Genomic DNA, 11,446 nt, shown 5'->3' on the forward strand with positions numbered 1-11,446 from the left:
TATGGCGAAGTCCGAAGAGACCGTCGAGGAGACCCGCGGCACGGGCAAGATCCTGCGCGTCCACCACCTGCGTCCCGCTCCGGGCGCCAAGACCGAGCGCACCCGCGTCGGTCGTGGTGAGGGAAGCAAGGGTAAGACCGCTGGTCGTGGTACCAAGGGCACCAAGGCTCGCTACCAGGTTCCCGCAGGGTTCGAGGGTGGCCAGATGCCGATGCACATGCGTCTGCCCAAGCTGCGCGGCTTCAAGAACCCGTTCCGCGTGGAGTACCAGGTTGTCAACCTGGACAAGATCTCCGCTCTCTTCCCCGAGGGCGGCAAGGTCGACGTCGAGGCCCTGATCGAGGCCGGCGCGGTTCGCCGTGGCCACCCCGTCAAGGTGCTCGGCACCGGCGAGATCACCGTGAAGGTGGAGCTCGTTGTGGACGCCTGGTCTGCCTCCGCTAAGGAGAAGGTCGAGGCGGCCGGCGGCAGCATCGCTGCCGAGTGATTCGCAGTGCGGGCGGTCCGGTGAGAAACCGGGCCGCCCGCACGGCGTGAAGCCCCGGGATTAAGTCCAGGGCTGACAGGGCCACAACTCGGCCCGAAACCTAATGATTTAATCTAGAAATGCCGCCCGGCGGGCTATCGGCCCGCGGACCCGCGCGATGAAGCGTGTAAGGTTTGGGCGTTACCCAAGCGCCCTGCGGGCGCCTGCCCCCGAGGAGGAAGTTTGCTTACCGCATTTGTCCAGGCGTTCCGCACGCCGGATCTGCGACGCAAGCTGTTGTTCACGCTGGCGCTGATGGCGGTGTTCCGCCTCGGCTCCTACATCCCGACGCCGGGCGTGAGCTACAAGAACGTTCAGCTTTGCTACGCCAACCAGCAGAGCTCGGGCTTGCTCGATCTGGCCAACATCTTCTCCGGCGGCGCTCTGCTGCAGCTCTCCGTCTTCGCGCTGGGCATCATGCCGTACATCACGGCCTCGATCATCATCCAGCTGCTGCGCGTGGCGATCCCGCGCTTTGAGGACCTGCACAAGGAGGGGCAGGCCGGTCAGGCCAAGCTGACGCAGTACACCCGCTACCTGACCATCGGTCTGGCGGTGCTGCAGTCCACGGTCATGATCACACTGGCCCGCACCGGTCGCCTGTTCGCCGGCTGCCACCACGACATCGTGCCCAACGAGTCCGTGTGGGCACTGCTGCTGATGATCGTGACGATGACCGCGGGCACCGGCCTGATCATGTGGCTGGGTGAGGTCATCACCGAGCGCGGCATCGGTAACGGCATGTCCCTGCTGATCTTCACCTCCATCGTGGCCGGCTTCCCGGGCTCGATGTGGGCGATCGCCCAGTCCAACAACGGCTGGACCAAGTTCTTCGTCATGCTGGCGATGGTCCTGATCATCACCCTGGCCGTGGTCTACGTGGAGCAGTCCCAGCGCCGCGTCCCGGTCCAGTACGCCAAGCGCATGGTGGGCCGCCGCCTGCTGGGTGGCACCACCACCTACATCCCGATCAAGATCAACATGGCGAACGTTATCCCCGTCATCTTCGCCTCCTCGATCCTGGCGCTGCCCGGCCTGGCCGTGCAGTTCGCCCAGCCCACCTCCGCTTGGGCGATCTGGATCCAGACGCACTTCCAGCACCAGTCCTGGGTCTACCTGACCCTGTACGGCCTGCTGGTCCTGTTCTTCACCTTCTTCTACACGGCCATCACCTTCAACCCGGAGGAAGTGGCTGACAACATGAAGAAGTACGGCGGATTCATCCCGGGCATCCGCGCCGGCCGTCCCACCGCTAACTTCCTGCGCTACGTGGTCAACCGCATCACGACCGCTGGATCTCTGTACCTGCTGATCATCGCGCTCACGCCGACCATCATCATGAACCTGATGGGTATTCAGCAGCTGCCGTTCGGTGGAACCACCATCCTCATCATCGTGGGTGTCGGTTTGCAGACGGTGAAGGAAATCAACTCTCAGCTGCAGCAGCGGCACTACGAAGGATTCCTGGCATGACCCGACTCGTAATTCTTGGCCCCCCGGGGGCCGGCAAGGGCACTCAGGCGGCGCGCATCGCGGCCGAGCTGAACATCCCGGCGATCTCCACCGGTGAGATCTTCCGCTCCAACGTGGCGCAGGGCACCGAGCTGGGCAAGCGCGCCCAGCAGTACATGGAGGCCGGCGAGTACGTTCCGGACGAGGTGACCAACCTGATGGTGGACGCCCGCCTGCAGGCGCCGGACGCCGCAGAGGGCTTCCTGCTGGACGGCTACCCGCGCACCGCGGACCAGGTGGTTGAGCTGGACAAGATGCTCTCCTCCCGAGGCCTGGGCCTGGACGCCGTGGTGGAGCTGACGGCCGACACCGACGAGGTGGTTGCTCGCCTGCTCAACCGCGCCACCGAGCAGGGCCGCGCGGATGACACCGAGCCGGTGATCCGCCGCCGCCTGGAGGTCTACGCGGAGCAGACCGCGCCGCTGGCCGCCGCCTACCGCGAGCGTGGCCTGCTGGTGCAGGTTGACGGCATGGGCGACATCGACGAGATCACTGAGCGCCTGCTCGCCGCGATCCGCGACGCCCTCACCGACGACCCGGTTGGCGCCTGAGTGCGGCTGACGGGTAAGCGACACAAGCTCCTGGGCGACCGGGAGCTTGTGCATATGCGCCGAGCCGGCCTGGTGGTGGCCGCGATTCACGCCGCGCTGCGTGAGGCGGTGGCCCCCGGCAGGACTACCGCCGAGATGGACGAGGTCTCCGCCGCCGCGATCGAGGCGGCCGGGGCCCGCTCCAACTTCAAGGGCTACCACGGCTTCCCGGCCACCGTGTGCATCTCCGTTAACGAGGAGATCGTGCACGGCATCCCCGGCAAGCGCGTCCTGAAGGAAGGCGACGTGGTCTCGTTCGACTGCGGTGCCTACGTGACGGACGAGATCGGCCGCCAGTGGCACTCCGACGCATGCTTCACCACGATTGTCGGTGGACTGGAGAGCGGGTCCGTGGAGGACCGTGCGCTGTTGATGGCCACGGAGGAGGCCCGGGACGCAGCCATTGCCGCCGTTGCCCGCAACGCCGCGAAGAACGCTGCACACGTGGGTGACGTGGGCGACGCCGTGGAGAACGTGATCAGCCGCTGGATGGGTAAGACCGGACACGAGTACGGCATCCCGGAGGAGTTCACGGGGCACGGCATCGGCAACGTGCTGCACGACGAGCCCGAGATCCTCAACTACCGCACCCGGTCGCGCGGCCCGCGCCTGCGCCCCGGACAGGTGATCTGCATCGAGCCGATGCTGACGATCGGGAGCGGGGAGAACAAGACGCTGGCCGACGGCTGGACGGCCGTGACCCGCGATGGTTCCCGCGCCGCCCACTTCGAGCACACCGTGGCCATCATGGACGGGGGAGTGTGGGTGCTGACCGCGCCCGACGGGGGAGAGGCGCTCCTTGCCCCCTACGGCCTGAAGCCGGTCACCCTCCCCACCGACTAGCCACCGCCCTCAGGTCAGGGACATGGTTCCGGCCCGGCACTGCGCAGTTTGTGCGCGGGCCGGGCCCGAACCCTTAGCCGCCCCCCGCGTGGGCCTGCATAGGTGTACGACGCTCCGCCCGCCGCCCGGTGAGGGCGAACCGGTTGGAGGCGGGCCCTTTCGGGGTACTCCCACGCGAGGATGCACCGGTTGCGGCCAGGAGCCTAGGGTGGAGGAGCCCGGTCGAGCGGCGCGAGCGAAGCGGGCGCTTTCCAGGGGGACTAACGGCGCGGTGCCGTGCGGTGCGCTGCGCTTCGGCGCGGCGTGCTGCGGTGCGCCGCCGGGGCTCAGTGCCGAATCTCGACGTTTGGCGCTTCAACTAGACGAATGGCAGTGAATCTAGACGATAACCCGGCCCGGAACGTCGAGCTGAAGGCCCGAACGTCGAGTTGAGGGAGCGAACGTCGAGTTGAGCACCCGAACACCGAATTCACCGCCGGGCGGCGTGGCGCACGGGGCGGCCGGGCGGCAACGTCGGACAATCCGGGCCCGGCGTGGGCGGACTCACGCGCCACCGGCCGGCAAAGGCCTAGAAGCGAGGCCGAAAAGCACGTATGCTTGCACGTCGGACGTGCGCCACCTTTGCCGCAGCCTGCCCGGAAAGCAGGCCAAGCAAACCAACGGGTGGCGCGGGGGAGCCCCTTCGGGGCGCCTCAAGTTCAGTCGAGAAGTGAGGAACCTGGTTCATCCATGGCCAAGAAGGATGGCGTTATCGAAGTAGAGGGCACCGTCGTTGAGGCGCTGCCCAACGCGATGTTCCGCGTCCAGCTGCAGAACGATCACGTGGTCCTGGCTCACATCTCGGGCAAGATGCGTCAGCACTACATCCGCATCCTCCCCGAGGACCGCGTGGTCGTAGAGCTGAGCCCGTACGACCTGTCGCGCGGGCGCATCGTCTACCGCTACAAGTAGAACCCAGTACGCCGCCGTGAGGTGGCGAGAGGAAAACACCCATGAAGGTCCAGCCGAGCGTTAAGCCGATTTGCGACAAGTGCAAGGTCATTCGTCGCCACGGCCGCGTCATGGTTATCTGCGATAACCAGCGGCACAAGCAGCGCCAGGGCTAATCCCTGCGCGACGCATCGTCAGTTATTGACAAAGCGTCCTTCCACCAAACCCCCGGACTCGGAGGCCGGGGCCGGCAATAAGGCCGGAAGGAAGGGCGACGGCCTCCGAACACCACAGGAGAAAAAGTGGCACGTCTTGTTGGCGTTGACCTCCCCCGCGAGAAGCGGCTCGAGGTTGCGCTCACCTACATCTACGGCGTTGGCCGTCACCACGCCAAGGAGGCCCTCGCGGCCACCGGTATCAGCCCTGACCTGCGCGTCAAGGACATGACTGACGACGACCTCGTCGCGCTGCGCGACTTCATCGAGGCCAACTACAAGGTGGAGGGTGACCTGCGCCGTGAGGTGGCTGCCGACATTCGCCGCAAGGTCGAGATCGGCTCCTACCAGGGTCTGCGTCACCGTCGCGGCCTGCCCGTGCACGGCCAGCGCACCAAGACCAACGCGCGCACCCGCAAGGGCCCCAAGCGCACCGTGGCCGGTAAGAAGAAGGCCAAGTAGTAGGCGAGCCTAGGCTCGCATCGACGACCTCGAAAGCAGGATAGAAATGCCCCCCAAGTCTCGTATGGCTGGCGCGCGTAAGCCGCGCCGCAAGGACCGGAAGAACGTTTCCCACGGTCACGCCTACATCAAGTCCACCTTCAACAACACCATCGTGTCCATCACGGACCCGACCGGTGCGGTGATCTCCTGGGCCTCCTCCGGCCAGGTGGGTTTCAAGGGCTCCCGTAAGTCCACCCCCTTCGCCGCCCAGCTGGCCGCCGAGGCCGCTGCCCGCCGCGCCCAGGAGCACGGCATGAAGAAGGTTGACGTCTTCGTCAAGGGTCCCGGCTCCGGCCGCGAGACCGCGATCCGCTCCCTGCAGGCCACCGGCCTGGAGGTCGGCTCCATCAAGGACGTCACCCCTCAGGCTCACAACGGCTGCCGCCCCCCGAAGCGTCGCCGCGTTTGATCTTTTCCGGTGCGGCGGCCCGGCAATTGGGCCGCCGCACCAACCCAGCTTCACGCAAAAGCGTGAAGCCTCCCCCGGCGTCATATAGCGGATGCCGATAGGAAAGGAACCCCATTGCAGATTTCGCACCGCCCGGTACTGTCCGAGGAAGTTATCTCCGAGCACCGTTCCCGGTTCTACATTGAGCCGCTGGAGCCGGGCTTCGGCTACACCCTGGGCAACTCCCTGCGCCGCACGCTGCTGTCGTCCATCCCGGGCGCCGCAGTCACGTCGATCCGCATCGACGGCGTGCCGCACGAGTTCCGCACCATCCCTGGTGTGAAGGAAGACGTCACCGAGATCATCCTGAACATCAAGGACATCGTGCTCTCCTCCGAGGTGGACGAGCCCGTGGTCATGTACCTGCGCAAGCAGGGCCCGGGCGAGGTCACCGCTGGTGACATCACCCCGCCGGCGGGCGTGGAGGTCCACAACACCGACCTGCACATTGCGACTCTGAACGAGAAGGGCAAGCTCGAGATCGAGCTGACCGTGGAGCGTGGCCGCGGCTACGTTTCCGCCGCTCAGAACAAGGACGAGAACGCGGAGATCTCCCGCATTCCGATCGACTCGATCTACAGCCCGGTCCTCAAGGTGACCTACAAGGTTGAGGCCACCCGTGTGGAGCAGCGCACCGACTTCGATCGTCTGGTGCTGGACGTGGAGACCAAGGAATCCATCCTCCCGCGCGACGCCGTTGCCTCCGCCGGCACCACCCTCGTCGAGCTCTTCGGCCTGGCCCGTGAGCTCAACGTGGAGGCCGAGGGCATCGACCTGGGCTCGTCCCCGGCCGACGCCGCCCTCGCTGCCGACCTGGCCCTGCCGATCGAGGACCTGAACCTGATCGCCCGTTCCTACAACTGCCTCAAGCGCGAGGGCATCCACACCGTGGGTGAGCTCGTTGCCCGCTCCGAGGCGGACCTGCTTGACATCCGCAACTTCGGCGCCAAGTCGATTGACGAGATCAAGAAGACCCTGGCTGGCCTGGGCCTCGCCCTGAAGGACAGCCACCTGGAGTCGCCGGTTAGCGAGGACCCGTTCGCGGGCAACCTCTCCTTCAGCGACGAGTTCAACAACTAACCGGCACGCCCCGGAAATCTAGGAGACATCATGCCTAAGCCCACTAAGGGTCCTCGCCTGGGTGGTTCCCCGGCGCACGAGCGTCACATGCTCGCCAACCTCGCCAAGTCTCTCTTCGAGCACGGCGCCATCACCACGACCGAGGTGCGCGCCAAGCGCCTGCGCCCCTTCGCTGAGCGTCTGATCAGCAAGGCCCGTCGTGGCGACCTGCACGCACGTCGCACCGTGCTGAAGGTCATCACCGACCGCGGCGTTGTTGCCAAGCTGTTCGAGGAGATCGCCCCGGCGATCGACCCGGACCGCAAGGGCGGCTACACCCGCATCATCAAGCTCGGTCAGCGTCGCGGCGACGCCGCCCCCACCGCCCAGATCTCCCTGGTGACGGAGAAGCTGGCCAAGCGTGAGGTCGTGCGCGAGGCCGAGGCCGTCGCCAAGGCCGCCGACGCCAAGGTGGAGGCCGCCGAGGCCGAGACCAAGTCCGAGGACTGATCCGGCGGCGCGGGCGCGGCTCAAGCCGCGCCCGGCGCACCCAAAAGCGGGGCGGGAGAGTGGGAAACCACCCTCCCGCCCCGCTTTTGCGCGCGAGCAGCCGGGACTTACTCCGAGTCCTCCGGCGGCGCCGGGTACAGCTCCGCCAGGTCATCGAGAGCCTGGCCCTCGTCAGGGATCTTGCCGTCCAGGAACTCGTACAGCTGCAGGGAGGTGGAGATGCCGCAAGACAGCAGCGTGGAGAGCTGCTGGTCGGTCACGCCCTGCTCCAGGTCCGTGATGTGCTCGGCCGTCACGCGCAGCTGGTCACCGTCGATGCGCGAGACGTAACACATCGGGAAAATGCGGTCCCGGCACCACTCGTTCAGGGCCTCCAGCAGCGGGTAGTGCGCCTTGAGGGGCTTGGTGTGCTGCCAGCGGGAGCGGATCACCAGCACCTCGTTGTACTTACCGGTGATCTGGATCATGAACGGGGAGGAGTCGAAGCCGGTGAGCAGGTCACCGTCCTCGTCGACCTCGTAGCGGTAGTCCTCCGCCTTGAAGTAGGCCTCGACGCGCTGCATGGTCACCGGGCCCAGCGTGAGTGCGTCGACCGGGTCCAGCGCGCCCCCCTCTGCCTCGTCCCCACCAGCCACTGCCAGACCGCCGGCGCCGGCCGCAGCGGGGCCGGGCGTCACGGGCGGGGCGGCCTGGAGGTCGGCGTCGTCCGTGTACGGCTCCTGCTCCGGCTCCTGATCCTTCGACTTGCCGCCGAACAGGGAAGAAAAGAAAGACATTGCGGCCTCCTAGTTGTCGAAGCGGGTGTCGGGGAAGTGGCTGTCCAGTTCGCTAAAGAGCTGCATCGCGGTGCCCACGCCGCAGTCCACCAGCTGCTTGAGCTGCAGGTCACTGACGCCGTGCTCGAAGTCGATGGAGACCTCCGTGTGCACCTCCACGGTGCCGTTGTCCCGCGAGACCAGGTAGGCCTTGGGCCAGAAGTGGTGGGCGCACCAGTTGTTGATCACATCCAGCAGGCGGTAGCGCGCGGTGGCCGGCGCGGACACGTTCCACTGCCCGCGCACGGTGCAGATGTAGTTGCCGCCGCCATTGCCGAGGATCAGGAAGCGGTTGCGCCCGAAGTAGGCGTAGACGTCACCGTCGCTGTCCACCTGGTACGAGTAGCCCTCCCGCTCCATGTGGGCGGCCAGGCGGGCGCGACTAAATGGCTTGATGTCGTTGTCCCCAGGCAGGGGGTTTTCAAACGTGGTGTGTTCGCTCACGCTGATTCCTTCCGTGTGACTGCTCCCAACTTTAGGGCGTGGGCCACACTTCGCGGCGGCCAGCGGAGGTGCTTTCGCCGCGCGCCGAACCTTCGCGCCCCGCCCCGTGGCGGCCCGGTGGGGTGGGGTGCGAGGCGCCTAGGCTGAGGGGGTGGAAAAGACTGCGCGCGTGATGCTTCGGATCGCCTACAACGGGGCGGGTTTCGCCGGGTGGGCCACCCAGCCGGGCCTGCGCACCGTGCAGGGGGAGTTGGAGGCGGCGTTGGCCACCGTGCTGCGCCTGGACTCCGCCCGCCTGACGGTCGCCGGCCGCACCGATGCCGGGGTGCACGCCCGGGGCCAGGTGGCGCACGTGGACGTGCCGGTGGAGACGCTTGCCGCCGCGCCCGGCCGCTCAGACCGCCCCCCGCTGGTTGCCCTGCGCCACCGCCTGAACGCCGTGCTGCAACGGGCCAGCGGTGGGCAGGCGGACGTGGTGGTGGCCGACGTTGCCGCCGCGCCGCCCGGATTCGACGCCCGCTTTTCCGCGAGCTGGCGGCGCTACACCTACCGGATCAGCGACCACGACTCCACGCGCGACCCCCTGCGCGGAGACGTCACCTGGGTGCGGGCGCGCAGCGGGGAACTGGACGTGGCCGCGATGGACGCCGCCGCCCGCTTGCTGCTGGGCGAGCACGACTTCCTGGCCTACTGCAAGCCCCGCGAGGGGGCCACCACGATCCGCACCCTGCTCGACTTCGGCTGGCAGCGGCCCACCGAGGGCGCCGACGCCGGCCTCGTGGTGGCCGGCGTGTGCGCCGACGCCTTCTGCCACTCCATGGTCCGCTCCCTGGTGGGCGCGTCCCTGGCCGTGGGGGAGGGGCGACGCCCCATCGAGTGGCCCGCCCAGCTGCTCGCCGACGCCCAGCGCACCTCCCACATCACCGTCGCACCCGCCCAGGGGCTCACTCTGGAGGAGGTGGCCTACCCGGCCGACCACCTGCTGGCCGAGCGCGCCGAACAGGCCCGCGCCACCCGGGGCGAGGTGTGGGGCGGCGCCCGCTAGAGCTGGGCCGGGCGATAGGGCGAGGCGGCGGGTGGAACGTCGGCCATCCACAGACGCGGAAGCAGGCCGGGCGGCGGGGCGAGGCGGCGGGCGGGACGTCGGCCACCACCACGCTCCCCGAAACGCGGCCACGACGCGCGCACGGCCCCCAAGCTGTGGGCAAACAAACAGAACAGGTCCAATCCCTACCTTTGACCGGGCGGGCACAAATTAGTAACCTAGTTGCCGTTGTCCGCTCCCGTTCACAACCGGCGCTCCCACTCGCCGAAGCCCCAGGGAAGCGGCCCAGCCCATGTCCACGGCGGAACTTCCATACCCCTTGGGTATCTAAGGCCCGCCGCCGAAACGAAACGAAGGCAACGCCCGTGCGCACCTTTACTCCGAAGCCCGGCGACATCGACCGCAAGTGGTACGTCATCGACGCCACCGATGTTGTGCTCGGCCGACTCGCGGCCCAGGTCGCGAACCTGCTCCGTGGGAAGCACAAGCCGACCTTTGCCCCGCACGTTGACACCGGCGACTACGTCGTCATCGTCAACGCGGACAAGGTTGTTCTCACCCGTGGCAAGGCGGACAAGAAGTTCGCCTACCGTCACAGCAACTACCCCGGTGGTCTGACCGCCGTTTCCTACCGCGACCTGCTCGCCACGCGCCCCGAGCGCGCGATCGAGAAGGCCGTGCGCGGCATGATTCCGCACAACCGCCTTGGCCGTGAGCAGCTCAAGAAGCTGAAGATCTACGTGGGTGGCGAGCACCCCCACGCCGCTCAGCAGCCCGAGGTTTTCACCATCGACCAGGTCGCCCAGTAAGCGGCTACCTAGCAGGATTTGAGGAATAACGTGGCAGACACGACCACTGAGTTCGACGAGTTCGACGCTCCGGCGAGCTACACCACCGAGACCGAGGTTCCGGCCGCTGGCCTGGGCAAGTCCATCACCGCCCCCGGCTCCGCCCTGGGTCGCCGCAAGGAGGCTGTTGCCCGCGTTCGCCTGGTGCCCGGCACCGGCGAGTGGAAGCTCAACGGCCGCACCCTGGAGGACTACTTCCCGAACAAGCTGCACCAGCAGCTGGTGCGCTCCCCGTTCACCATCCTGGACCTCGAGGGCCGCTTCGACGTGATCGCCCGCATCAACGGTGGTGGCATCTCCGGCCAGGCCGGCGCCCTGCGCCTGGGCATCGCCCGCGCCCTGAACGAGATCGACGTTGAGGCTAACCGCCCGACCCTGAAGAAGGCCGGTTTCCTCACCCGCGACGCTCGCGCGATCGAGCGCAAGAAGGCCGGTCTCAAGAAGGCCCGCAAGGCCCCGCAGTACTCCAAGCGTTGATCTTGGCTGCATAAGACGGCCCCTGGTCGTCAACGGGTGGTGCCCCGCCGATTGCTCGGTTGGGGCACCGCCCCTTTTTGTGTCCCCGCAGTGGGTGGGAGGGGGCGTGGGCTGGGTCGGTGTGCGGGCGCGGTGGGTGTGCCGGGCGCGGTGGGTGTGCGGGGCGTGGTGGGTGTGCGCGGTCCGGCAGGCTTCCCCCGAGCGTACAAGCGTGCGGTCGGGGTACATGCGACCGCTCGGGGGCGTGGCGCCGGTCGGTCGGATGTACCCCGTTGCAGCATTTGCGAGCTTGGGGGGGCCGGGGATGGGCGCAGGTGCTCGCCGCGGGTGCTGGCGCGCGCAAACGGTTGAGGGCTTAGTACACCTCTCGTAGGGTTGGTGCACCTCTCGTGGGCTTAGTGAACCAGTCGTAGGCTTACCCGGCCGGGTAACCCCTCAATCGGTGCACCAAAAGCTCAACAGCTGCACCAAGAGCTCAATAGGTCGGGAAACCCTACAACCGTTTGCGCAACGCCGGCCGGCCCGGCCCCGGCGAGGCGGGGCCGGGGGCGCGGGCGGGAGCGGCGGGCTGCCCCTGAGCGTACAAGCGTGCGGTCGGATGTACCCCCTTGCAGCATTTGCGAGCCTTTGTTGCTGAAGCGGCGCACGAAAAACGTCTATGGGTCCCAAGAGACTCGTTG

The 11,446-nt window shown here is 67.4% G+C and carries 15 protein-coding genes; 13 read left to right on the forward strand and 2 right to left on the reverse strand.

The genetic code is table 11. From position 1 onward, the window contains the following. Window position 1: 1 nt before the first annotated feature. The 10 genes from rplO to rplQ all read left to right on the forward strand — a co-directional run bounded on the left by rplO (window position 2) and on the right by rplQ (window position 7,137). Entirely contained in the window at window positions 2-487 is a 486-nt protein-coding gene (gene rplO / locus AC4PWQ_RS03250; protein WP_371152738.1) for a 50S ribosomal protein L15, read from the forward strand. 222 nt (window positions 488-709) lie between these two features. Further along, on the forward strand, window positions 710-1,999 hold the full coding sequence (gene secY, locus AC4PWQ_RS03255; protein WP_371152737.1) for a preprotein translocase subunit SecY: 1,290 nt from the start codon (window positions 710-712) through the stop codon (window positions 1,997-1,999). Further along, window positions 1,996-2,589 (forward strand): adenylate kinase, encoded by a 594-nt coding sequence (locus AC4PWQ_RS03260; RefSeq protein WP_371152736.1) that lies wholly within the window; start codon window positions 1,996-1,998, stop codon window positions 2,587-2,589. Before secY ends, AC4PWQ_RS03260 begins: the two co-directional genes overlap by 4 nt. After that, window positions 2,590-3,471: a type I methionyl aminopeptidase gene (gene map / locus AC4PWQ_RS03265; RefSeq protein ID WP_371152735.1), complete on the forward strand. Its 882-nt coding sequence runs from the start codon at window positions 2,590-2,592 to the stop codon at window positions 3,469-3,471. A gap of 729 nt (window positions 3,472-4,200) precedes the next feature. Continuing rightward, on the forward strand, window positions 4,201-4,422 hold the full coding sequence (infA, locus tag AC4PWQ_RS03270) for a translation initiation factor IF-1 (protein ID WP_371152734.1): 222 nt from the start codon (window positions 4,201-4,203) through the stop codon (window positions 4,420-4,422). A 41-nt stretch (window positions 4,423-4,463) separates the two neighbouring features. After that, a complete protein-coding gene (gene rpmJ, locus AC4PWQ_RS03275) occupies window positions 4,464-4,577 on the forward strand; it encodes a 50S ribosomal protein L36 (RefSeq protein WP_371152733.1) in 114 nt (37 codons plus the stop codon). Between the two features lie 126 nt (window positions 4,578-4,703). Further along, window positions 4,704-5,078, forward strand: a complete 375-nt coding sequence (gene rpsM, locus AC4PWQ_RS03280) for a 30S ribosomal protein S13 (RefSeq protein WP_371152731.1) — start codon at window positions 4,704-4,706, stop codon at window positions 5,076-5,078. A gap of 46 nt (window positions 5,079-5,124) precedes the next feature. Further along, complete coding sequence (gene rpsK / locus AC4PWQ_RS03285) at window positions 5,125-5,529, forward strand: 30S ribosomal protein S11 (protein ID WP_371152730.1); 405 nt, start codon at window positions 5,125-5,127, stop codon at window positions 5,527-5,529. A 114-nt stretch (window positions 5,530-5,643) separates the two neighbouring features. After that, the gene (locus AC4PWQ_RS03290) at window positions 5,644-6,648 is read left to right on the forward strand and encodes a DNA-directed RNA polymerase subunit alpha (RefSeq protein WP_371152729.1); all 1,005 of its coding nucleotides are present in this window, start codon (window positions 5,644-5,646) and stop codon (window positions 6,646-6,648) included. A 30-nt stretch (window positions 6,649-6,678) separates the two neighbouring features. Then, the gene (rplQ, locus tag AC4PWQ_RS03295) at window positions 6,679-7,137 is read left to right on the forward strand and encodes a 50S ribosomal protein L17 (RefSeq protein WP_371163845.1); all 459 of its coding nucleotides are present in this window, start codon (window positions 6,679-6,681) and stop codon (window positions 7,135-7,137) included. Window positions 7,138-7,244: 107 nt separating this feature from the next. Here rplQ and AC4PWQ_RS03300 read toward each other — a convergent pair whose 3' ends face one another. Then, entirely contained in the window at window positions 7,245-7,913 is a 669-nt protein-coding gene (locus AC4PWQ_RS03300) for a type III secretion system chaperone family protein (protein WP_371152727.1), read from the reverse strand. Between the two features lie 9 nt (window positions 7,914-7,922). Beyond that, window positions 7,923-8,396 carry a YbjN domain-containing protein gene (locus AC4PWQ_RS03305; RefSeq protein WP_371152726.1) on the reverse strand — a complete coding sequence of 158 codons (474 nt, stop codon included), beginning with the start codon at window positions 8,394-8,396 and terminating at the stop codon, window positions 7,923-7,925. Window positions 8,397-8,547: 151 nt separating this feature from the next. Between AC4PWQ_RS03305 and truA the strand changes: the two genes are divergently transcribed. From truA to rpsI, 3 genes are all read left to right on the forward strand, one after another. Beyond that, complete coding sequence (truA, locus tag AC4PWQ_RS03310; RefSeq protein WP_492089754.1) at window positions 8,548-9,441, forward strand: tRNA pseudouridine(38-40) synthase TruA; 894 nt, start codon at window positions 8,548-8,550, stop codon at window positions 9,439-9,441. Window positions 9,442-9,806: 365 nt separating this feature from the next. Then, window positions 9,807-10,250 carry a 50S ribosomal protein L13 gene (gene rplM, locus AC4PWQ_RS03315; RefSeq protein WP_371152724.1) on the forward strand — a complete coding sequence of 148 codons (444 nt, stop codon included), beginning with the start codon at window positions 9,807-9,809 and terminating at the stop codon, window positions 10,248-10,250. 30 nt (window positions 10,251-10,280) lie between these two features. Next, entirely contained in the window at window positions 10,281-10,766 is a 486-nt protein-coding gene (gene rpsI / locus AC4PWQ_RS03320; RefSeq protein WP_371152723.1) for a 30S ribosomal protein S9, read from the forward strand. Window positions 10,767-11,446 lie beyond the last annotated feature (680 nt).

Source organism: Buchananella sp. 103232 (assembly GCF_058725725.1).

What these genes read in the sequence shown, in the direction of transcription:
- rplQ (WP_371163845.1), top strand. Translation starts at nt 6,679, where the DNA reads ATGCCTAAGCCCACTAAGGGTCCTCGCCTGGGTGGTTCCCCGGCGCAC.
- AC4PWQ_RS03260 (WP_371152736.1), top strand. Translation starts at nt 1,996, where the DNA reads ATGACCCGACTCGTAATTCTTGGCCCCCCGGGGGCCGGCAAGGGCACT.
- rpmJ (WP_371152733.1), top strand. Translation starts at nt 4,464, where the DNA reads ATGAAGGTCCAGCCGAGCGTTAAGCCGATTTGCGACAAGTGCAAGGTC.
- rpsK (WP_371152730.1), top strand. Translation starts at nt 5,125, where the DNA reads ATGCCCCCCAAGTCTCGTATGGCTGGCGCGCGTAAGCCGCGCCGCAAG.
- rplO (WP_371152738.1), top strand. Translation starts at nt 2, where the DNA reads ATGGCGAAGTCCGAAGAGACCGTCGAGGAGACCCGCGGCACGGGCAAG.
- infA (WP_371152734.1), top strand. Translation starts at nt 4,201, where the DNA reads ATGGCCAAGAAGGATGGCGTTATCGAAGTAGAGGGCACCGTCGTTGAG.
- AC4PWQ_RS03300 (WP_371152727.1), bottom strand. Translation starts at nt 7,913, where the DNA reads ATGTCTTTCTTTTCTTCCCTGTTCGGCGGCAAGTCGAAGGATCAGGAG.